The following is a 21,311-nucleotide window of genomic DNA, read 5'->3' as shown; positions in this document are numbered from 1 at the left end:
CCTGGGGTCGCCTTCGTGATTTTTGGTGAGTGGATATTTCAGGCCTTGCTGGTGACGACCATTTTGCGCGCGTGGGCCAGGGACTCTTTGGTCAGGTCAATGCCGCCGAGCATTCGTGCCACTTCCTCCACGCGCTCACGTTTGCTCAGGTTGGCGACCGCCGTGTGGGTAGCATCACTGTTGCGTACTTTGTGTACGAATAAATGATGATGGCCTTGGGCGGCGACTTGCGGCAGGTGGGTAACCGTAAGTACCTGGCCGCGCTCGCCCAGTCGGCGTAGCAGTTGGCCGACGATCTCGGCTGTCGGGCCGCCAATACCTACGTCGACTTCATCGAACACCAGTGTCGGGATGCGTGATGTTTGTGCGGTGATGACCTGAATCGCCAGGCTGATGCGCGACAACTCGCCCCCGGAGGCTACCTTGGCCAGCGCCTTGAGCGGTTGGCCGGGGTTGGCACTGACCAGCAGTTCGACCTGCTCCAACCCATGGGGCAGTAGTTCGTCACTGTTGCTGGCCTGCAGTGCAATGTTGAAACGCCCCCCGGGCATGCCCAGGCGCTGGATTTCTTGCTCCACGGCGCAGGCCAGGCTGTCCGCGGCCGCTCTGCGCAGCGTGCTGAGCTCACTGGCTTTTTCCTGGTAATGGCGGGCATAGGCGGCGAGTTCTTCGCTCAAGCGTTCGATGGCTTCATCACTGGCGTCGAGCGTTCCAAGCTCGCTGCTCAGCTTGCACTGCAACTGAGTCAGTTCAGTGGGATGAACCCGATGCTTGCGTGCCAGCGTATAGATGGTGTCGAGGCGTTCTTCCAGTTGTTGCAGGCGCGCTGGATCGGCATCGAAGTTGTCGAGGAAGCGATTGAGTTCGCCTACGGCTTCTTCGACCTGAATCTGCGCGCTGGCAATCAGGTTGGCAGCTTCGCCCAGTGCTTTGGGGGCATTGTGTACGGCGGTCAGGCGGTTGAGGCTGGCGGTCAGTGCGCTGAGTACATTGCCCGAATCGCTTTCGCTGCAATGGTCGATGACCTGGCGGCAAATGCCGAACAGGGCCTCTGCGTTGGTCAGGTTCTTGTGTTCCTGCTCCAGTTGCTCCAGCTCATCTTCTCCAAGGCCCAGGTTGTCCAGCTCTTCCAGTTGATAGCTCAACAACTGGTGACGAGCCTGCTGTTCTTCACTGGAATTGGACAGGCGCTCCAGTTCCTGGCGCGTTTGTCGCCAGCGCTGGGCCGCCAGTTGCACCTGGCGGGCGAGGTCGGTGGCGCCGGCGTATTCGTCAAGCAGGCGGCGATGGGTGTCGGATTTCAGCAGCGACTGATGTTCGTGTTGGCTGTGAATGTCGATCAGCAGTTCGCCCAGTGCCTTGAGGTCGCTCAGCGGGCAGGGGGTGCCGTTGATGTAGCCGCGGGTGCGCCCCTCGGCAGTGATGACGCGCCGCAGGATGCAGGGGCCGTCGGTGTCCAGGTCGCGCTCGGCCAGCCAGGCTCGAGCCTCGGGGATGTCGACCAGGTCGAAGGTGGCCAGGATGTCGGCTTTGTCTGCGCCTGGGCGTACCACGCCACTGTCGGCCCGGTCGCCGAGTGTCAGGCCCAAGGCGTCAAGCATGATCGACTTGCCGGCCCCGGTTTCGCCAGTGATGACGCTCATGCCACGGGACAGTTCGAGGTCCAGGTGTTCGACGATGGCGTAATTATGTACAGACAGATGCACCAGCATTGGGGCGGCTCCCAAGTGTTAAGTCTGGTTATTTATACAGTGTTTTCAAATCGGCTGACAATGCCTGGTTTTAGCTCTGTTTGCTTGAGTGAGGTGGCTTTTGATCGCGAGTGATCATAGCGCGGGTGTGCTTCTGCTGATTTCAGCCCTTGAACCTGCATTTTGCGACCCCATATAGGCGGCAGATGCGCGAGTTCAGCTCGCTGACAAAATTGAAAGGAGAGATTTTATGGCTGACGAACAGATGCTGGACGAACAGAATCTGAACGCCGACAAATCCGCAGGCGCGACCGGCGACGACCTCAATGCTCGCGTTCAGGTGCTCGAAGAGCAGCTGGCGGCGGCCCAGGATCAATCTCTGCGTGCTGCAGCCGATCTGCAGAACATTCGCCGTCGTGCTGAGCAGGATATCGAGAAGGCCCACAAGTTCGCCCTGGAAAAGTTCGCTGGCGACCTGCTGCCGGTCATCGATAGCCTGGAGCGCGGTCTGGAGCTTTCCAGCGCCGATGATGAAAGCATTCGCCCAATGCGTGAAGGCATTGAGCTGACGCTGAAAATGTTCCACGACACCCTCAAGCGCTTCAACCTTGAAGCCATTGACCCGCATGGCGAGCCGTTCAATGCCGAGCATCACCAGGCCATGGCCATGCAGGAAAGCGCTGAGGTAGAGCCTAACAGCGTGTTGAAAGTGTTCCAGAAGGGCTATCAGCTCAATGGCCGTCTGCTGCGCCCAGCCATGGTTGTGGTCAGCAAGGCGCCGGCGCCGGTTTCGCCGTCGATTGACGAGCAGGCTTGAAATCGTCCGGGGCGTCCCCATTTAGGTGTCAAGCATTCAAGTATTACCGCAGTTAGCCAGCACTGCTGCGGCAACCTTATTCAAGTTTCGGGAGAGTTAACATGGGTAAAATCATCGGTATCGACCTGGGGACCACCAACTCCTGCGTCTCCATTCTGGAAAACGGTAACGTCAAGGTTATCGAGAACGCCGAAGGCGCGCGTACCACCCCATCGATCATCGCTTACGCCAACGATGGCGAGATTCTGGTCGGTCAGTCGGCCAAGCGTCAGGCTGTCACCAACCCGCACAACACCCTGTACGCAGTAAAGCGTCTGATCGGTCGTCGTTTCGATGAAGAAGTCGTTCAGAAAGACATCCAGATGGTCCCTTACAAGATCGTCAAGGCAGACAACAACGACGCCTGGGTTGAAGTGAACGGCCAGAAAATGGCGCCGCCACAAATCTCGGCTGAAATCCTGAAAAAGATGAAGAAGACCGCCGAAGACTACCTCGGCGAGGCAGTGACTGAAGCGGTTATTACCGTGCCTGCCTACTTCAACGACAGCCAGCGTCAAGCTACCAAGGACGCCGGTCGTATTGCTGGTCTGGACGTCAAGCGCATCATCAACGAACCTACCGCTGCTGCGCTGGCGTACGGTATGGACAAGGCCAAGGGCGATCACACCGTGATCGTTTATGACCTGGGTGGCGGTACCTTCGACGTGTCGGTGATCGAGATCGCCGAGGTTGATGGTGAGCACCAGTTCGAAGTACTGGCAACCAACGGTGACACCTTCCTCGGTGGTGAAGACTTCGATATCCGTCTGATCGACTACCTTGTTGACGAGTTCAAGAAAGAAAGCGGCATGAACCTCAAGGGTGACCCGCTGGCCATGCAGCGTCTGAAAGAGGCCGCTGAGAAAGCCAAGATCGAGCTGTCTTCGAGCCAGCAGACTGATGTCAACCTGCCGTACATCACTGCAGATGCCACCGGTCCTAAGCACCTGAACGTGAAGATCTCCCGCGCCAAGCTGGAATCGCTGGTTGAAGACCTGGTTCAGCGCACCATCGAGCCTTGCCGTATCGCGCTGAAAGATGCCGGTATCGACGTAGGTTCGATCAACGACGTGATCCTGGTTGGCGGCCAGACCCGTATGCCGCTGGTACAGAAAGCCGTTACCGATTTCTTCGGTAAAGAAGCGCGTAAAGACGTCAACCCTGACGAAGCCGTTGCCATGGGTGCTGCTATCCAGGGTGCCGTTCTGGCAGGTGACGTGAAAGACGTTCTGCTGCTGGACGTTAGCCCGCTGACCCTGGGTATTGAAACCATGGGTGGCGTGATGACCGCGCTGATCGAGAAAAACACCACCATTCCGACCAAGAAGTCGCAGGTGTTCTCGACCGCTGATGACAATCAGAGCGCCGTGACCATTCACGTGCTGCAAGGTGAGCGTAAACAAGCCGCACAGAACAAGTCCCTGGGCAAGTTCGACCTGGCTGACATTCCACCAGCACCACGTGGCGTGCCTCAGATCGAAGTGACCTTCGACATCGACGCCAACGGTATCCTGCACGTTGGTGCGAAAGACAAGGCCACTGGCAAGACTCAGTCGATCGTGATCAAGGCCAACTCCGGTCTGTCGGACGAAGAAATCGAGCGCATGGTGCGTGATGCCGAGGCTAACGCCGAGGAAGACCGCAAGTTTGAAGAGCTGGCCGCTGCCCGTAACCAGGGTGATGCGCTGGTGCACTCGACTCGCAAGATGGTCGCTGATGCCGGTGACAAGGTCACTGCCGAAGAGAAGGCTGCTATCGAAGCTGCGGTCGTAGCGCTGGAAGCTGCCGTTAAAGGCGATGACAAAGCTGCCATCGATGCCAAGGTCGAAGAGCTGTCGAAGGTCTCCGCGCCAGTGGCTCAGAAAATGTACGCTGAGCAGGGCGAGAAGCCTGAAGCTGCTGCCAAGCCTGCGGAAGAAGCTGGCAAGCATGACGATGTAGTCGACGCCGAGTTCGAAGAAGTCAAAGACAACAAGTAATTACTACAGGTTGTCGGCCGGTTGACTGCATTTTAGCGGTGGCTGGTAGGATGTCGCCGCGCGGGGGCTTGCTCCCGCGTTGGCGTGTCTGGAATACCCGAATTTTTACGGCATTCGACCGGGTTTGAATGCTGGCGGCATAGCGCGAATAGCGCAGAGGTTTGCCGAACGTCCTCAAGAGTACAAAGACTTATGGCAAAGCGTGATTATTACGAGGTTCTGGGTGTAGAGCGCGGCTCCAGCGAGGCGGAGCTGAAGAAGGCTTATCGTCGTCTGGCGATGAAGCATCACCCGGACCGTAATCCCGATGACAAAGAGTCGGAAGAAAAATTCAAGGAGGCCAACGAGGCCTACGAAGTGCTGTCCGATAGCAGCAAGCGTGCGGCGTATGACCAGTATGGCCATGCCGGCGTCGACCCTAGCATGGGTGGTGGCGGTGCTGGCTTTGGCGGTGCGAACTTCTCCGATATCTTCGGTGATGTGTTCAGCGACTTCTTTGGTGGTGGTCGGGGTGGTTCCCGTGGCGGTGCCCAGCGTGGCAGCGACCTGCGCTACACCCTGGAGCTGAACCTCGAAGAAGCGGTGCGCGGCACCACGGTCAATATCCGTGTGCCGACACTGGTGAACTGCTCGCCGTGCGAGGGTTCCGGTGCCAAGAAGGGCTCTTCGCCCTCGACCTGTCCGACCTGTGGTGGTATTGGCCAGGTGCGCATGCAGCAGGGCTTTTTCTCGGTCCAGCAGACCTGTCCGCGTTGTCATGGCCAAGGCAAGATCATTACCGATCCTTGCGATGCATGCCATGGCGAAGGGCGTGTCGAAGAGTACAAGACGCTGTCGGTCAAGGTGCCGGCCGGTGTCGATACCGGAGACCGCATCCGCCTGTCTGGCGAGGGCGAGGCGGGTAGCCATGGTGGGCCTACCGGCGACCTTTACGTTGTGATCAATGTGCGCGAGCATGCGATCTTCCAGCGTGATGGCAAGCATTTGTACTGCGAAGTGCCGATTAGTTACACCGATGCTGCGCTGGGTGGCGAGCTTGAAGTGCCGACCCTTGATGGTCGGGTCAAGCTGAAGATCCCTGAGGGTACTCAGACCGGCAAGCAGTTCCGTCTGCGCGGCAAGGGTGTTGCCCCGGTGCGTGGCGGTGCGGCGGGCGATCTGATGTGCCGTGTCGCAGTCGAGACGCCGGTCAATCTGAGTCGCCGTCAGCGTGAGCTGCTCGAAGAGCTACGCGATTCGCTGGACTGTGACAGCTCCCATTCTCCCAAGGCCAGTGGCTGGTTCGAAGGCGTAAAGCGCTTCTTCGGCGATCTGTAAGAAGGAACAGGGCATGCGACGTATAGCGGTAATGGGTGCTGCAGGGCGGATGGGTAAAACCCTGATCGAAGCTGTGCAGCATGCGCAGGGTGCGGGCCTGACCGCGGCTGTGGATCGTCCGGACAGTACGCTGATCGGTGCGGACGCTGGTGAATTGGCAGCGCTGGGTCGTATTGGCGTGGCGCTGTCGGGTGGTCTGGAACAGGTGGTCGATGACTTCGATGTCCTGATCGACTTCACCCACCCGTCGGTCACGCTGAAAAACCTGGCGTTTTGCCGTGAGTCGGGCAAGGCCATGGTGATCGGTACTACCGGCTTCAATGTTGAAGAAAAGCAACTGCTGGTAGAGGCGAGCAAGGAGATTCCGATTGTCTTCGCCGCCAACTTCAGCGTGGGTGTGAATCTGTGCTTGAAGCTGCTCGATACTGCTGCCCGCGTGCTGGGTGATGACGTCGATATCGAGATCATCGAGGCGCATCATCGGCACAAGGTCGATGCACCTTCGGGTACGGCGCTGCGCATGGGTGAGGTGGTTGCCCAGGCCTTGGGTCGCAACCTGCAGGAAGTGGCGGTCTATGGTCGCGAAGGTCAGACCGGCGCCCGTGATCGGCAGACCATTGGCTTCGCTACCGTGCGTGCCGGCGATGTGGTTGGCGATCACACCGTGTTGTTCGCGGCTGAGGGTGAGCGCGTCGAGATCACCCACAAGGCCTCCAGTCGCATGACCTTCGCCAAGGGTGCGGTGCGTGCCGCATTGTGGCTGGAAGGGCGCGAACCTGGCCTGTATGACATGCAGGACGTGCTGGAACTGCGTTAAGCGTTGTTGAAAGTGTGCCTGCAAGTCGGCTCTTTGGGCTTCACTGGAGCCGGTCTTGCGGGTTGCTTCTGAATCCTGGCGACGTCCTGTCGCATTTCTGCGCCTTTCAGGCACATCAGCGGTAGACCAAAAATACGTTTTTCTGTAAGCTACAGCTTTAGTGTGTCCACTAAAAGCGCGCAGATAATTCGACGAAGAAAGCGGGGTGACGTGTCTATACGTCATTCCGCTTTTTTGCAACCTGCGATCGCCCCTTCAGGCTTGATTTACGGGAGGTCTTCTTGACTAAGCCAGCCATACTCGCCCTTGCTGATGGCAGCATTTTTCGCGGTGAAGCCATTGGAGCCGACGGTCAGACCGTTGGTGAGGTGGTGTTTAACACCGCAATGACCGGCTATCAGGAAATCCTGACTGACCCTTCCTATGCGCAGCAAATCGTTACCCTGACTTACCCACACATTGGCAACACTGGCACCACGCCGGAAGATGCCGAATCCGACCGCGTCTGGTCGGCTGGCCTGGTGATTCGCGACCTGCCGTTGCTTGCCAGCAACTGGCGGAACAAGCAGTCGCTGCCGGACTACCTGAAAGCCAACAACGTGGTTGCGATCGCTGGCATCGATACCCGTCGCCTGACACGCATCCTGCGTGAGAAGGGTGCGCAGAATGGTTGCATCCTGGCCGGTGACAACATCACTGAAGAAGCCGCCATCGCCGCTGCGCGTGGTTTCCCGGGCCTGAAAGGCATGGACCTGGCCAAGGTTGTCAGCACCCAGAACAGCTACGAGTGGCGTTCCAGTGTCTGGAACCTGAAGACCGACAGTCACCCGACTATCGAGGCTTCCGAGCTGCCATACCACGTGGTTGCCTATGACTACGGCGTCAAGCTGAACATCCTGCGCATGCTGGTTGAGCGCGGCTGCCGCGTGACCGTGGTTCCTGCGCAAACACCGGCCAACGACGTTCTGGCGCTCAACCCAGATGGCGTGTTCCTGTCTAACGGCCCTGGCGATCCAGAGCCTTGCGATTATGCAATCAAGGCGATTCAGGACATTCTCGAAACCGAAATTCCGGTGTTCGGCATCTGCCTGGGTCACCAACTGCTGGCACTCGCTTCTGGCGCCAAGACCGTGAAAATGGGTCATGGCCACCACGGTGCCAACCACCCAGTCCAGGATCTGGACACCGGCGTTGTGATGATCACCAGTCAGAACCACGGTTTTGCCGTTGATGAGGCGACGCTGCCAGCCAATGTGCGCGCCACGCACAAGTCGCTGTTCGACGGTAGCCTCCAGGGTATTGAGCGCACCGACAAGAGCGCGTTCAGCTTCCAGGGTCACCCTGAAGCCAGCCCTGGCCCGACCGATGTCGCGCCGCTGTTCGACCGTTTCATCGATGCCATGGCCAAGCGCCGCTGAGCACCTAGTGAGAAGGCCCTGAACCGGCGCAAGCCGTGTTCAGGGACCGCCAAGATTGTTCAAGACGGCTTGCCGACTGACCTGCGGATTTGAGTGACAACCCATGCCAAAACGTACAGACATTAAAAGTATCCTGATTCTCGGCGCTGGACCGATCGTGATCGGCCAGGCCTGCGAATTCGACTATTCCGGTGCCCAGGCCTGCAAGGCCCTGCGCGAGGAAGGTTTCCGCGTCATCCTGGTGAACTCCAACCCGGCCACCATCATGACCGACCCGGCCATGGCCGACGCCACCTACATCGAGCCGATCAAATGGCAAACGGTGGCCAAGATCATTGAGAAAGAGCGTCCAGATGCGCTGCTGCCGACCATGGGTGGCCAGACTGCACTGAACTGCGCCCTGGACCTGGAGCGCGAAGGCATTCTGGAGAAGTTCGGTGTGGAAATGATCGGCGCCAATGCCGACACCATCGACAAGGCAGAAGACCGTTCGCGTTTTGACCAGGCCATGAAAGCCATTGGTCTGGAGTGCCCGCGCTCCGGCATCGCCCACAGCATGGAGGAGGCTAACGCCGTTCTCGAGAAGCTGGGCTTCCCGTGCATCATTCGTCCGTCCTTCACCATGGGCGGCACCGGTGGCGGCATCGCCTACAACCGTGAAGAGTTCGAAGAAATCTGTGCCCGTGGTCTGGACCTGTCGCCGACCAAGGAACTGCTGATCGATGAATCGTTGATCGGTTGGAAAGAGTACGAGATGGAAGTGGTCCGCGACAAAAAGGACAACTGCATCATCGTCTGCTCCATCGAAAACTTCGACCCGATGGGCGTGCACACCGGTGACTCGATCACCGTTGCTCCGGCACAGACCCTGACCGACAAGGAATACCAGATCATGCGTAACGCCTCGCTGGCGGTACTGCGTGAGATCGGTGTTGAAACAGGCGGTTCCAACGTCCAGTTCGGTATCTGCCCGGACACTGGCCGTATGGTCGTGATCGAGATGAACCCGCGTGTATCGCGTTCCTCGGCCCTGGCTTCGAAAGCGACCGGCTTCCCGATCGCCAAGATTGCCGCCAAGCTGGCTGTCGGCTACACCCTGGATGAACTGCAGAACGACATCACCGGTGGTCGTACCCCGGCTTCGTTCGAGCCGTCCATCGACTACGTTGTGACCAAGCTGCCGCGCTTTGCCTTCGAGAAGTTCCCGAAAGCCGACGCCCGTCTGACCACCCAGATGAAATCCGTTGGTGAAGTCATGGCCATCGGCCGTACTTTCCAGGAATCCCTGCAGAAAGCCCTGCGTGGTCTGGAAGTGGGTGTATGCGGTCTTGATCCTAAGCTTGACCTGGCTAACCCGGAAACCCCAAGCATCCTCAAGCGCGAGCTGACCGTTCCTGGCGCTGAGCGCATCTGGTACGTTGCTGACGCCTTCCGTGCCGGCATGACCCGCGACGAAATCTTCGCGCTGACCAGCATCGACCACTGGTTCCTGGTGCAGATCGAAGACCTGATCAAGGAAGAAGAGCGCGTCAAGACCCTGGGCCTGGCCAACATCGACAAGGGCCTGATGCTCAGCCTCAAGCGCAAGGGCTTCTCTGACCAGCGTCTGGCCAAGCTGCTGGGTATTACCGACAAGAACCTGCGTCGTCACCGTCACAAGCTGGAAGTGTTCCCGGTCTACAAGCGCGTCGACACCTGCGCTGCCGAGTTCGCGACCGACACGGCCTACCTGTATTCGACCTATGAGGAAGAGTGCGAGGCCAACCCGTCGAATCGTGACAAGATCATGATCCTGGGTGGTGGTCCAAACCGTATCGGCCAAGGTATCGAGTTCGACTACTGCTGCGTACACGCGGCTCTGGCCCTGCGTGAAGATGGTTACGAGACCATCATGGTCAACTGCAACCCGGAAACCGTTTCCACCGACTATGACACCTCCGATCGCCTGTACTTCGAGCCGCTGACGCTGGAAGACGTGCTGGAAGTCGTGCGTGTCGAGAAGCCGAAAGGCGTGATCGTTCACTACGGTGGCCAGACCCCGCTGAAACTGGCTCGTGCGCTGGAAGAGGCCGGTGTACCGATTATTGGTACCAGCCCTGATGCAATCGACCGTGCTGAAGACCGTGAGCGCTTCCAGCAGATGGTTCAGCGTCTGAACCTGCTGCAGCCGCCAAATGCCACCGTTCGCAGCGAAGATGAAGCCATCCGTGCTGCCGGTGTGATCGGTTACCCGCTGGTGGTTCGTCCGTCCTACGTGCTGGGTGGCCGTGCCATGGAGATCGTCTACGAACTGGACGAACTCAAGCGTTACCTGCGTGAAGCGGTCCAGGTTTCCAACGACAGCCCTGTGCTGCTCGACCACTTCCTCAACTGCGCCATCGAGATGGACGTTGATGCGGTCTGCGACGGTACCGACGTGGTCATCGGCGCAATCATGCAGCACATCGAGCAGGCCGGTGTTCACTCCGGTGACTCGGCCTGTTCGCTGCCGCCATACTCCCTGCCAGCCCATGTTCAGGACGAAGTCCGCGAGCAGGTCAAGAAAATGGCTCTGGAGCTGGGCGTGGTCGGACTGATGAACGTTCAGCTGGCGCTGCAAGGCGACAAGATCTACGTCATTGAAGTCAACCCGCGCGCTTCGCGTACCGTACCGTTCGTCTCCAAGTGCATCGGCACGTCCCTGGCGATGATTGCGGCGCGTGTCATGGCCGGCAAGACCCTGAAGGAAATTGGTTTCACCAAGGAAATCATTCCGAACTTCTACAGCGTCAAGGAAGCGGTCTTCCCGTTCGCCAAGTTCCCAGGTGTTGACCCGATCCTCGGCCCTGAAATGAAGTCGACAGGTGAGGTCATGGGTGTTGGCGACAGCTTCGGTGAAGCGTTTGCCAAGGCTCAGATGGGCGCCAGCGAAGTGCTGCCGACTGGCGGTACCGCGTTTATCAGCGTGCGTGATGACGACAAGCCGCAAGTGGCTGGCGTTGCCCGTGACCTGATCGCCCTGGGCTTTGAAGTCGTCGCGACTGCAGGCACTGCCAAGATCATCGAGGCTGCCGGGCTGAAAGTGCGTCGTGTGAACAAGGTGACTGAAGGCCGCCCGCATGTTGTTGATATGATCAAGAACGATGAAGTGTCGCTGATCATCAACACCACTGAAGGTCGTCAGTCGATTGCTGATTCCTACTCGATTCGTCGCAATGCGTTGCAGCACAAAATCTACTGCACCACCACCATTGCGGCAGGTGAAGCTATCTGTGAAGCGCTGAAGTTCGGTCCGGAAAAGACCGTGCGCCGCTTGCAGGATCTCCATGCAGGACTCAACGGATGAATAAATACCCTATGACTGTCCAGGGCGCTCGCGCCCTGGAAGAAGAACTGACCCATCTGACCAAGGTCGTTCGTCCCAAGCTCAGCCAGGATATTGGTGAAGCGCGGGAGCTGGGCGACCTCAAGGAAAACGCCGAGTACCATGCTGCGCGCGAGCAGCAAGGTATGGTTGAAGCGCGTATCCGTGATATCGAAGGGCGCTTGCAGAACGCGGTGGTGATTGATGTCACTTCGATTGCGCACACTGGCAAGGTGATCTTCGGCACGACTGTTGAGATTGCCAACGTCGAAACCGACGAAAGCCTGAAGTACCAGATCGTTGGTGAAGATGAAGCTGACATCAAGGCTGGCAAGCTTTCGGTTGGTTCGCCTATTGCTCGCGCCCTGATCGGCAAGCAAGAGGGTGATGTCGTGTCGGTGAAGACCCCGAGTGGTTTGATCGAGTACGAGATTGTCGAAGTCGCCCATATTTAATCGGCGTCGCGGCGTTGCCGCGACCGCTGTGATCTGGCAGCTAACCCAGGTGCTCTGGGTTGGCGGCCTGTGGATGCTGTACTTCGGGCTTTTACCGACGCTTGCAAAGGTTGGGCTGGCGCCGCTACTTGTCGAGGATATCGGCAAGCTGGTGGCGTCATTGCTGGTAGCATTCGCAGCGTTTTGTGCGGGGCTGCAGGTGTTGGTTCTGGTGCAGGCTGAAGGCCTGCGCAGCCTGTGGCAAGACAGGCGAGGGCAACTGCTGCTGATGGCGTTGCTGGCGTGTGTTGTGTATTTTGCGTTGCGAACGTTGCTGCCAGGGTTGATGCGTTGGCAGTTGCTCTGCTATTTGGTGCTGGGCCTTACCGGTGTATTGCTGGTGCTACAACCCCAGCCGGGCAGGGCGCGCAGAGCGCGCCGCTGACACGGCGCGAGCATCACTTGTAGCGATGGATGTTCGACAGCTGTTTGTTAGGCTGTGGGTTTTTGCGGTAAATCAGTGCCATTTTCCCGATGGTTTGTACCAGTTCTGCACGGCCAGCCTTGCACAGCTCGGCGATCACTTCGGCACGCTCTTCGCGTTCGTTGAGGTTGAGCTTGATCTTGATCAGCTCGTGATCGCTCAGGGCACGCTCGAGTTCGGCGAGAACACCCTCAGTCAGCCCATTGCCTGCCACAATCAAAACTGGTTTGAGGTCGTGGCCAATGGATTTGTACTGTTTCTTCTGCTCTTGAGTGAGCGGCATAATCTGACCCTTTGTCTGATTCTGTAAAAATGGCGGCCATTTTACCCGAGGGCCCGTGGATCCGCCCAGTTAATCACGACCGTTATCATCGAGGTGCCCAGTGGCGCGTTCCAAGACAAGCCATAACTGGCTGAAAGAACATTTCAACGATCCTTACGTCAAGATGGCGCAAAAGGACGGTTATCGCTCGCGTGCCAGCTACAAGCTGCTGGAGCTGCAGGAAAAAGACCGACTGATCCGCCCGGGCATGAGTGTCATCGATCTCGGCGCTGCGCCAGGTGGCTGGTCTCAGGTGACCAGTCGTCTGATTGGTGGGCAGGGGCGTTTGATTGCCTCGGACATCCTGGAAATGGACAGCATTCCTGATGTGACCTTCATTCAGGGCGACTTCACCCAGGATGAGGTGCTTGCGCAAATCCTCGAAGCGGTAGGTAATACGGAAGTAGACCTTGTGATTTCCGATATGGCCCCCAATATGAGTGGTACGCCTGCGGTGGATATGCCCAAGGCGATGTTCCTCTGTGAGTTGGCCCTTGACCTGGCTACCCGCGTATTGCGTCCGGGTGGTGATTTCCTGATCAAGATCTTTCAGGGTGAGGGGTTTGATACCTATCTGAAAACCGTTCGGCAGAAGTTCGACAAGGTGCAGATGCGTAAGCCGCTCTCTTCGCGGGACCGTTCCCGCGAGCAGTACTTGCTGGCAAGGGGTTTTCGCGGCGAGTAAAGCGTCATGCCGGCAGCTTCCAGGGTTTGCGATAGTTTTTTCCAATCGACTGCCCTGCCTGACTTGGGCGAACATCGTGTAGTCTAAGTTTCACAAAGGGTTACAGACGGCGCCTGCAGATGTGTAGGTAATGTAGTAAGTTAGGCCGGTGATTATCATGCGAGGCACGGCTGCGCCTCAGCCTGCTTCAGAGGGTAGCTAATTGAACGATATGGCAAAGAATTTGATCCTGTGGTTGATCATCGCGGCTGTCCTGGTGACGGTGATGAACAACTTCTCCAGCCCGAACGAGCCGCAGACCCTCAACTATTCCGACTTTATTCAACAGGTCAAGGATGGCAAGGTCGAACGTGTCGCAGTCGACGGCTATGTCATCACCGGCAAGCGTACGGACGGCGAAAGCTTCAAGACCATCCGTCCGGCCATTCAGGATAACGGCCTGATTGGCGATCTGGTCGACAATCACGTAGTCGTTGAAGGCAAGCAGCCCGAGCAGCAGAGCATCTGGACTCAACTGCTGGTTGCCAGCTTCCCGATCCTGGTGATTATCGCCGTGTTCATGTTCTTCATGCGCCAGATGCAGGGTGGCGCAGGTGGCAAGGGCGGGCCGATGAGCTTCGGCAAGAGCAAGGCGCGCCTGCTATCGGAAGACCAGGTAAAGACCACACTGGCCGACGTGGCCGGTTGTGATGAAGCCAAGGAGGAAGTCGGCGAGCTCGTCGAGTTCCTGCGCGATCCGGGCAAGTTCCAGCGCCTGGGTGGTCGTATTCCTCGCGGCGTGCTGATGGTTGGCCCGCCGGGTACCGGTAAAACCCTGTTGGCCAAGGCCATTGCAGGCGAAGCAAAAGTACCGTTCTTCACCATTTCCGGTTCTGACTTCGTCGAGATGTTCGTGGGTGTCGGTGCGAGCCGTGTCCGTGACATGTTCGAACAAGCGAAGAAGCATGCCCCTTGCATTATCTTCATCGACGAAATCGATGCGGTGGGTCGTCATCGTGGTGCCGGTATGGGCGGCGGTCATGACGAGCGTGAGCAGACCCTCAACCAGCTGCTGGTCGAGATGGACGGTTTCGAGATGAACGACGGCATCATTGTGATTGCCGCTACCAACCGCCCAGACGTGCTGGACCCGGCGCTGTTGCGTCCAGGTCGCTTTGACCGTCAGGTCGTGGTGGGTCTCCCGGATATTCGTGGTCGCGAGCAGATTCTCAAGGTTCACATGCGTAAAGTGCCTGTGGGCGAGAACGTCAATCCGGCGGTTATTGCACGTGGTACGCCAGGCTTCTCCGGTGCCGACCTGGCCAACCTGGTCAACGAAGCATCGCTGTTCGCTGCGCGTGGCAGCAAGCGTATCGTCGAAATGAAAGAATTCGAGTTGGCCAAAGACAAGATCATGATGGGCGCTGAGCGCAAAAGCATGGTCATGTCGGAGAAGGAAAAGCAGAACACCGCTTACCACGAAGCGGGTCACGCCATTGTCGGTCGCATCGTGCCTGAGCATGATCCAGTCTACAAAGTCTCGATCATCCCTCGTGGCCGTGCGTTGGGTGTAACCATGTTCCTGCCTGAAGAGGACCGTTACAGCCTCTCCAAGCGTGCCTTGATCAGCCAGATCTGCTCGCTCTACGGTGGTCGTATCGCCGAAGAGATGACGCTCGGCTTTGATGGTGTCACCACCGGTGCATCAAACGACATCATGCGTGCCAGCCAGATCGCCCGTAACATGGTGACCAAGTGGGGCCTTTCCGAAAAGCTCGGCCCGCTGATGTATGCCGAAGAAGAGGGTGAGGTTTTCCTGGGGCGTAGCGCGGGTTCCCAGCACGCTAGCGTGTCTGGCGAGACGGCCAAGATGATCGACTCCGAAGTGCGCAGCATCATCGATCAGTGCTATGCCACCGCCAAGCAGATTCTCACCGAGAATAGAGACAAGCTGGACGCCATGGCGGATGCATTGATGAAGTACGAAACCATTGATGCTGATCAGATCGACGACATCATGGCTGGCCGTACCCCGCGCGAACCGCGTGACTGGGAAGGTGGATCGGGTACTTCGGGCACACCTGTCTCGCAGAGTGACCGCCCCGAGTCGCCGATTGGTGGCCCGGCGGCGCAACACTAAGGATTCATATGACTCCAAAGCAGTACCCGACCCGGTTGCCTTGCGGCAACCGGGTTCTTGATTTGTCCCTTACCCATGTCATGGGTATCCTCAATATCACGCCAGACTCCTTCTCCGATGGCGGCCGCTTCACTCAGCGTGACGCGGCATTGCGCCACGCGGAGGCTATGGTTGCCGCAGGCGCTACGCTGATCGATGTGGGCGGTGAGTCCACTCGGCCGGGCGCGCGAGCGGTGTCTCCTGTCGAAGAGCTGGAGCGCGTTGCGCCCATCGTCGAGGCCATCAGCCAGGCGCTGGATGTCATCATCTCCGTCGACACGTCGACCCCGGCCGTGATGCGCGAGTCGGCCCGTCTCGGGGCGGGGCTGATTAACGATGTGCGATCGCTCAGTCGCGATGGCGCCCTGGATGCAGCGGCTGCCACAGGTTTGCCTGTGTGCTTGATGCACATGCGGGGTGAACCAGGCGACATGCAGAACAACCCGCATTACCAGAATGTCACGGTCGAAGTGTCGAGCTATCTTGAAGAACGGATGGCTGCGTGTGCTGCGGTGGGCATTGGTGCGGAGCGCATTATCCTGGATCCGGGCTTTGGGTTCGCAAAAAACCTGGCCCACAACCTTAGCCTGTTCAAGCACATGGAAGCGTTGTTTCGCCTTGGCAGGCCTCTGCTGGTCGGCGTTTCACGCAAGAGCATGATTGGTCAGGCACTTGAGCGCCCGGTTGGGGAGCGGCTCTACGGCAGCCTCGCATTGGCTGCGCTGGCGATGACCAAAGGTGCCAGTATTTTACGCGTTCATGATGTCGCCGAAACCGTCGACGTAGTGCGGATGATCGCAGCGGTACAGGCCGCCGAATAAGAGTGACGGAGCATTTATGAGTAGAAAATATTTTGGTACCGACGGTATTCGTGGCCGCGTCGGTGTATACCCCATCACCCCTGATTTCATGCTCAAGCTGGGTTGGGCGGCGGGTATGGCCTTTCGCAAGATGGGCGCTTGCAGGGTGTTGGTGGGCAAGGACACGCGAATTTCGGGTTACATGTTCGAGTCGGCGCTGGAAGCAGGTCTCTCTGCTGCCGGTGCGGATGTCATGCTGCTTGGGCCGATGCCGACCCCGGCGATTGCCTACCTGACGCGTACCTTTCACGCCGAAGCGGGCATTGTCATCAGTGCCTCGCATAATCCGCACGATGATAACGGCATCAAGTTCTTCTCCGGCCAGGGCACCAAGCTGCCTGATGATATCGAGTTGATGATTGAAGAGCTGCTCGATCAGCCGATGACCGTGGTGGAGTCGAGCAAGCTGGGCAAGGTCTCGCGCATCAACGATGCTGCCGGGCGCTACATCGAGTTCTGCAAGAGCAGTGTGCCGACCAGTACCGATTTTGCCGGGCTCAAGCTTGTGGTTGATTGTGCCCATGGTGCTACCTACAAGGTTGCGCCTAGCGTGTTCCGCGAACTGGGTGCCAGTGTCACGGTGCTGCATGCGCAGCCAGACGGCCTGAACATCAATGAAGGTTGTGGCTCTACGCACATCGAATCGCTGCAGGCGGCAGTGCTGGTGGGGCATGCCGATCTTGGTATCGCGTTCGATGGTGATGGTGATCGTGTATTGATGGTCGACCATACCGGTGCGATCGTCGATGGTGACGAGCTGTTGTTCATCATTGCGCGTGACCTGCAGGAGCGCGGCAAGTTGCAGGGTGGTGTGGTAGGTACCCTGATGAGCAACCTGGGCCTTGAGTTGGCCTTGCAGGAGCTTTCCATACCGTTTGTGCGGGCGAAGGTTGGCGACCGCTACGTCATGGCTGAGCTGTTGGAGCGTGACTGGGTGGTTGGCGGCGAAAACTCCGGGCATGTCGTGTGCTGCAACCACACCACGACGGGCGATGCGATTATTGCTGCGTTGCAGGTGTTGTTGGCGCTCAAGCGTCGCGGCGAAACCTTGGCTCAGGCGCGTCAGGCTTTGCGCAAGTGCCCACAGGTTCTGATCAACGTGCGTTTTGGTGACAGCAAGGTCGATCCGGTTGAGCACCCTGTCGTCAAGGAAGCCTGTGCGCGTGTTACAGAGGCAATGGCGGGGCGTGGGCGGGTATTGCTGCGCAAATCCGGTACTGAGCCGCTGGTGCGTGTCATGGTCGAAGGTGACGATGAAGCACAGGTGCGTGGTTATGCCGAAGAGCTGGCAGCGCTGGTTGGTGAAGTTTGCGTCTGATTAGCGCTTGCCAGCGTTGAAAGGGTTGGGTAAGATCTGCGCCCACTTTGACCGACGAGGTACAGCATGCGTCGCCCTATGGTAGCTGGTAACTGGAAGATGCACGGTACCCGCGCCAGCGTCGCTGAGCTGATCAAGGGCTTGAGTGATTTAGCCCTGCCGAGCGGTGTTGAAGTAGCGGTTTTCCCGCCCTGTCTCTACATCAATCAAGTGATTGAAGGGTTGAAGGGTAAGTCGGTAGCCGTCGGTGCACAGAACTCCGCAGTGGAGTCTATGCAGGGCGCGCTGACCGGTGAGACTGCACCGAGCCAGTTGGTCGATGCAGGATGTAGTTTTGTGTTGGTTGGGCATTCGGAGCGTCGCCAGTTCATGGGCGAAACTGACGCAACGCTCAACCGCAAGTTTGCAGCCGCTCAGGCCTGTGGCCTGACGCCAGTGTTGTGTATAGGGGAAACCCTGGAAGAGCGCGAGGCGGGCAAGACGCTTGAGGTTGTAGGGCGTCAGCTGGGTAGCATCATCGAGGAGCTCGGTGTTGGTGCCTTTGCCAAAGCGGTGATTGCTTATGAGCCTGTATGGGCCATTGGCACAGGCCTTACGGCCACGCCACAGCAGGCGCAGGATGTGCATAAAGCCATTCGTGAGCAGTTGGCGGCAGAGAATACTGAAGTCGCAGGAAATGTGCGGCTTCTATACGGCGGCAGCGTGAAGGCGGCCAATGCGGCTGAGCTGTTCGGCATGCCGGATATCGATGGGGGGCTCATAGGTGGAGCTTCCCTGAACGCAGACGAATTCGGTGCAATTTGTCGCGCCGCAGGAAACTGAGAAATGCTCGAAACCGTCGTAGTTGTTTTGCATCTGTTGGGCGCACTGGGTTTGGTGGTACTGGTGTTGTTGCAACAGGGTAAAGGTGCAGAGGCTGGTGCATCTTTCGGCGCAGGTGCTTCAAATACTGTGTTCGGAAGCCAAGGTTCTGCTACCTTTCTGAGTAAGTTTACTGCTATACTAGCTGCCTCTTTCTTCTTAACTGCTCTTGGGTTAGGATACTTTGCTAAAGAGAAAGCTCATGAGCTGACTCAGGTAGGATTGCCAGATCCAGCGGTTCTGGAAGTTCAGAAAAAACCAGCGGCAGATGATGTGCCGGTGCTTCAAGAGCAAAAAGGTAATGTCGGTAATACTGATGTTCCTCCAGCTCAAGAGAAGAAGTAAAAAGCGTCAAATGTAGTATTGCCGAGGTGGTGGAATTGGTAGACACGCAACCTTGAGGTGGTTGTGCCCATAGGGTGTAGGGGTTCGAGTCCCCTTCTCGGTACCAATTAAAACAAGACAGCCCGCTACATGCGGGCTTTCTTGTCGGTGGAGGTTAGATTGACCCCTTGGTGGGTTCGGTCGTATACTTTCGCCCCAGCTTTGTCGCGGGGTGGAGCAGTCTGGTAGCTCGTCGGGCTCATAACCCGAAGGTCGTTGGTTCAAATCCAGCCCCCGCAACCAGTCCCAAGCGGAGCCCCTTTTCAGGGGCTTTTTGCTAGCTGGACAGTTCTTAGCGCCGGTATTCAGCGGCGTATCCGGGATGGGCGCTTTGCCCATTTTTTATTTGCATAGCATGCACGAGGGGGTTCAGGTGTCGAGCAAGCTAGAACAGTTGCAGGCCTTGTTGGCCCCGGTGGTCGAGGCTCTTGGCTATCAATGCTGGGGGATCGAATTCATCTCTCAAGGCAAGCATTCGGTACTGCGTATCTATATCGACAAGGCAGATGGCATTCTGGTCGACGACTGTGAAGTGGTCAGTCGCCAGGTGAGTGGCATTCTGGATGTCGAAGATCCGATCAGTTCCGAATACACCCTTGAAGTGTCCTCTCCTGGCATGGATCGCCCGCTGTTCACTTTGGAACAGTTCGCTTCGCATGCCGGCGAACAAGTGAAGATCAAGCTGCGTACGCCCTTTGAAGGTCGTCGTAACTTTCAGGGCCTTCTCCGTGGAGTGGAGGAGCAGGATGTGGTGGTCCAGGTGGATAGCCATGAGTTCCTGTTGCCGATCGACTCGATCGACAAGGCCAACATTATTCCCAGTTTTGACTGAGACGTGCCGGATACCGCGTAGTCCGCGGATCCAATGGCGTGCGAAAGGCGAGGCGTACGATGAGCAAAGAAGTACTGCTGGTTGTTGAGTCGGTATCCAACGAAAAGGGCGTACCGGCCGGCGTAATTTTTGAAGCGCTGGAAGTGGCTCTGGCCACTGCAACCAAGAAACGTTTTGAAGATGAAGTCGACCTGCGTGTGGAAATCAACCGCCACACGGGTAACTACGAGACTTTCCGTCGTTGGACTGTGGTCGAAGACGAAGATCTGGACGATCCAGCGATTGAACTTGCCGTTGATCAGGCCCAGGCGAAAAAGCCGGGTGCCGTTGCTGGCGAGATCATCGAGGAAAAGATCGAATCCATTGAGTTCGGCCGCATTGCTGCTCAAACTGCCAAGCAGGTTATCGTGCAGAAAGTGCGTGAAGCCGAGCGTGCGCAGGTCGTCGACGCTTATCGTGAGCGTCTGGGCGAGATCATTTCCGGCACCGTCAAGAAAGTCACCCGCGACAACGTTATCGTCGACCTGGGCAACAACGCTGAAGCGTTGCTGGCCCGTGAAGACATCATTTCGCGCGAAACCTTCCGTGTGGGTGTGCGTCTGCGTGCACTGCTCAAGGAAATTCGTACCGAGAACCGTGGCCCGCAACTGATTCTGTCGCGTACTGCGCCACAGATGCTGATCGAGCTTTTCCGCATTGAGGTGCCGGAAATTGCCGAAGGCCTGATCGAAGTCATGGGCGCCTCTCGCGACCCAGGCTCGCGGGCCAAGATCGCCGTTCGCTCCAAAGACAAGCGCATTGACCCACAAGGTGCGTGTATTGGCATGCGTGGTTCGCGTGTTCAGGCAGTTTCTGGCGAATTGGGCGGCGAGCGCGTGGATATCGTCCTGTGGGACGACAACCCGGCGCAGTTTGTCATCAACGCCATGTCACCGGCTGAAGTCGCGGCGATCATTGTTGATGAAGATGCCCACGCCATGGATATCGCCGTGGCGGCGGACAACCTGGCCCAGGCCATCGGCCGTGGCGGTCAGAACGTGCGTCTGGCCAGCCAGCTGACCGGCTGGACGCTGAACGTGATGACCGAGTCGGACATTCAGGCCAAGCAACAAGCTGAAACCGGCGACATCCTGCGTAACTTCATCGACGAGCTGGAAGTTGATGAAGAGCTGGCGCAGGTGCTGGTTGACGAAGGCTTCACCAGCCTGGAAGAAATTGCCTACGTACCGCTGGAAGAAATGCTCAACATCGATGGCTTTGACGAGGAGATCGTCAACGAGCTCCGCGCTCGGGCCAAGGACCGTCTGTTGACCAAGGCCATCGCTACAGAGGAAAAACTGGCAGACGCCCACCCGGCCGAAGACCTGCTCTCTCTTGAGGGTATGGACAACGACCTGGCAGCGGAACTGGCGGTGCGCGGCGTGGTTACCCGCGAAGACCTGGCCGAGCAGTCGATCGACGACCTGCTCGACATCGACGGCATCGACGAAGAGCGTGCCGGCAAGTTGATCATGGCCGCCCGAGCCCACTGGTTCGAGTAATTAGGCTGGCC

Annotated in this window: 18 protein-coding genes and 2 tRNA genes; 18 read left to right on the top strand and 2 right to left on the bottom strand. The window is 58.0% G+C overall.

The window, feature by feature from the left end; translation table 11 throughout:
* Positions 1-38 precede the first annotated feature (38 nt).
* Positions 39-1,712, bottom strand: a complete 1,674-nt coding sequence (gene recN, locus CS390_RS21030) for a DNA repair protein RecN (RefSeq protein WP_099775844.1) — start codon at positions 1,710-1,712, stop codon at positions 39-41.
* 229 nt (positions 1,713-1,941) lie between these two features.
* Between recN and grpE the strand changes: the two genes are divergently transcribed.
* The 8 genes from grpE (at position 1,942) to CS390_RS20990 (ending at position 12,300) form a co-directional block, all read left to right on the top strand.
* Positions 1,942-2,508 carry a nucleotide exchange factor GrpE gene (grpE, locus tag CS390_RS21025; RefSeq protein ID WP_065758251.1) on the top strand — a complete coding sequence of 189 codons (567 nt, stop codon included), beginning with the start codon at positions 1,942-1,944 and terminating at the stop codon, positions 2,506-2,508.
* Positions 2,509-2,609: 101 nt separating this feature from the next.
* Positions 2,610-4,526, top strand: a complete 1,917-nt coding sequence (dnaK, locus tag CS390_RS21020; protein ID WP_065758252.1) for a molecular chaperone DnaK — start codon at positions 2,610-2,612, stop codon at positions 4,524-4,526.
* A gap of 192 nt (positions 4,527-4,718) precedes the next feature.
* Positions 4,719-5,843 (top strand): molecular chaperone DnaJ, encoded by a 1,125-nt coding sequence (gene dnaJ, locus CS390_RS21015; RefSeq protein ID WP_065758253.1) that lies wholly within the window; start codon positions 4,719-4,721, stop codon positions 5,841-5,843.
* A 13-nt stretch (positions 5,844-5,856) separates the two neighbouring features.
* Positions 5,857-6,660 (top strand): 4-hydroxy-tetrahydrodipicolinate reductase, encoded by an 804-nt coding sequence (dapB, locus tag CS390_RS21010; protein WP_099775843.1) that lies wholly within the window; start codon positions 5,857-5,859, stop codon positions 6,658-6,660.
* Between the two features lie 281 nt (positions 6,661-6,941).
* Positions 6,942-8,078 carry a glutamine-hydrolyzing carbamoyl-phosphate synthase small subunit gene (carA, locus tag CS390_RS21005; protein WP_099775841.1) on the top strand — a complete coding sequence of 379 codons (1,137 nt, stop codon included), beginning with the start codon at positions 6,942-6,944 and terminating at the stop codon, positions 8,076-8,078.
* Between the two features lie 103 nt (positions 8,079-8,181).
* The gene (gene carB, locus CS390_RS21000) at positions 8,182-11,403 is read left to right on the top strand and encodes a carbamoyl-phosphate synthase large subunit (protein WP_099775839.1); all 3,222 of its coding nucleotides are present in this window, start codon (positions 8,182-8,184) and stop codon (positions 11,401-11,403) included.
* Entirely contained in the window at positions 11,400-11,876 is a 477-nt protein-coding gene (gene greA, locus CS390_RS20995) for a transcription elongation factor GreA (protein ID WP_065758257.1), read from the top strand. Before carB ends, greA begins: the two co-directional genes overlap by 4 nt.
* A 28-nt stretch (positions 11,877-11,904) precedes the next feature.
* The gene (locus CS390_RS20990; RefSeq protein WP_065758258.1) at positions 11,905-12,300 is read left to right on the top strand and encodes an MFS transporter; all 396 of its coding nucleotides are present in this window, start codon (positions 11,905-11,907) and stop codon (positions 12,298-12,300) included.
* Positions 12,301-12,313: 13 nt separating this feature from the next.
* Here the strand turns inward: CS390_RS20990 and yhbY are convergent, their stop codons facing one another.
* Positions 12,314-12,622, bottom strand: coding sequence for a ribosome assembly RNA-binding protein YhbY (gene yhbY, locus CS390_RS20985; RefSeq protein ID WP_099775837.1), 309 nt, complete (start codon positions 12,620-12,622; stop codon positions 12,314-12,316).
* A 100-nt stretch (positions 12,623-12,722) separates the two neighbouring features.
* Between yhbY and rlmE the strand changes: the two genes are divergently transcribed.
* The 10 genes from rlmE to nusA all read left to right on the top strand — a co-directional run bounded on the left by rlmE (position 12,723) and on the right by nusA (position 21,300).
* Positions 12,723-13,346 carry a 23S rRNA (uridine(2552)-2'-O)-methyltransferase RlmE gene (rlmE, locus tag CS390_RS20980; RefSeq protein WP_065758260.1) on the top strand — a complete coding sequence of 208 codons (624 nt, stop codon included), beginning with the start codon at positions 12,723-12,725 and terminating at the stop codon, positions 13,344-13,346.
* A gap of 211 nt (positions 13,347-13,557) precedes the next feature.
* Positions 13,558-15,465 carry an ATP-dependent zinc metalloprotease FtsH gene (ftsH, locus tag CS390_RS20975; protein WP_099775835.1) on the top strand — a complete coding sequence of 636 codons (1,908 nt, stop codon included), beginning with the start codon at positions 13,558-13,560 and terminating at the stop codon, positions 15,463-15,465.
* A gap of 8 nt (positions 15,466-15,473) precedes the next feature.
* A complete protein-coding gene (folP, locus tag CS390_RS20970; protein ID WP_099775834.1) occupies positions 15,474-16,325 on the top strand; it encodes a dihydropteroate synthase in 852 nt (283 codons plus the stop codon).
* Positions 16,326-16,341: 16 nt separating this feature from the next.
* A complete protein-coding gene (gene glmM, locus CS390_RS20965; protein WP_065758263.1) occupies positions 16,342-17,682 on the top strand; it encodes a phosphoglucosamine mutase in 1,341 nt (446 codons plus the stop codon).
* A 66-nt stretch (positions 17,683-17,748) separates the two neighbouring features.
* Positions 17,749-18,504, top strand: coding sequence for a triose-phosphate isomerase (gene tpiA, locus CS390_RS20960; protein ID WP_099775832.1), 756 nt, complete (start codon positions 17,749-17,751; stop codon positions 18,502-18,504).
* Positions 18,505-18,507: 3 nt separating this feature from the next.
* Entirely contained in the window at positions 18,508-18,888 is a 381-nt protein-coding gene (secG, locus tag CS390_RS20955; protein ID WP_065758265.1) for a preprotein translocase subunit SecG, read from the top strand.
* Between the two features lie 20 nt (positions 18,889-18,908).
* A tRNA-Leu gene (locus CS390_RS20950) sits at positions 18,909-18,994 on the top strand.
* Positions 18,995-19,093: 99 nt separating this feature from the next.
* A tRNA-Met gene (locus tag CS390_RS20945) sits at positions 19,094-19,170 on the top strand.
* Positions 19,171-19,300: 130 nt separating this feature from the next.
* Complete coding sequence (gene rimP, locus CS390_RS20940; RefSeq protein WP_065758300.1) at positions 19,301-19,759, top strand: ribosome maturation factor RimP; 459 nt, start codon at positions 19,301-19,303, stop codon at positions 19,757-19,759.
* A 59-nt stretch (positions 19,760-19,818) separates the two neighbouring features.
* Positions 19,819-21,300: a transcription termination factor NusA gene (gene nusA, locus CS390_RS20935; protein ID WP_065758266.1), complete on the top strand. Its 1,482-nt coding sequence runs from the start codon at positions 19,819-19,821 to the stop codon at positions 21,298-21,300.
* Positions 21,301-21,311 lie beyond the last annotated feature (11 nt).

This window comes from Pseudomonas sp. HLS-6, assembly GCF_002753995.1.
In the GTDB taxonomy this organism is placed as follows: domain Bacteria; phylum Pseudomonadota; class Gammaproteobacteria; order Pseudomonadales; family Pseudomonadaceae; genus Aquipseudomonas; species Aquipseudomonas defluvii.
Note: the sequence above shows the minus strand (reverse complement) of the source record. Positions and strands in the feature narration are given on the sequence as shown.

Bases quoted from the DNA above. Each gene is read 5' to 3' on its own strand.
- yhbY (WP_099775837.1), bottom strand. From the start codon at position 12,622: ATGCCGCTCACTCAAGAGCAGAAGAAACAGTACAAATCCATTGGCCAC.
- secG (WP_065758265.1), top strand. From the start codon at position 18,508: ATGCTCGAAACCGTCGTAGTTGTTTTGCATCTGTTGGGCGCACTGGGT.
- greA (WP_065758257.1), top strand. From the start codon at position 11,400: ATGAATAAATACCCTATGACTGTCCAGGGCGCTCGCGCCCTGGAAGAA.
- dnaK (WP_065758252.1), top strand. From the start codon at position 2,610: ATGGGTAAAATCATCGGTATCGACCTGGGGACCACCAACTCCTGCGTC.
- ftsH (WP_099775835.1), top strand. From the start codon at position 13,558: ATGGCAAAGAATTTGATCCTGTGGTTGATCATCGCGGCTGTCCTGGTG.
- tpiA (WP_099775832.1), top strand. From the start codon at position 17,749: ATGCGTCGCCCTATGGTAGCTGGTAACTGGAAGATGCACGGTACCCGC.
- folP (WP_099775834.1), top strand. From the start codon at position 15,474: ATGACTCCAAAGCAGTACCCGACCCGGTTGCCTTGCGGCAACCGGGTT.
- nusA (WP_065758266.1), top strand. From the start codon at position 19,819: ATGAGCAAAGAAGTACTGCTGGTTGTTGAGTCGGTATCCAACGAAAAG.
- carB (WP_099775839.1), top strand. From the start codon at position 8,182: ATGCCAAAACGTACAGACATTAAAAGTATCCTGATTCTCGGCGCTGGA.
- dapB (WP_099775843.1), top strand. From the start codon at position 5,857: ATGCGACGTATAGCGGTAATGGGTGCTGCAGGGCGGATGGGTAAAACC.
- glmM (WP_065758263.1), top strand. From the start codon at position 16,342: ATGAGTAGAAAATATTTTGGTACCGACGGTATTCGTGGCCGCGTCGGT.
- dnaJ (WP_065758253.1), top strand. From the start codon at position 4,719: ATGGCAAAGCGTGATTATTACGAGGTTCTGGGTGTAGAGCGCGGCTCC.
- grpE (WP_065758251.1), top strand. From the start codon at position 1,942: ATGGCTGACGAACAGATGCTGGACGAACAGAATCTGAACGCCGACAAA.
- recN (WP_099775844.1), bottom strand. From the start codon at position 1,712: ATGCTGGTGCATCTGTCTGTACATAATTACGCCATCGTCGAACACCTG.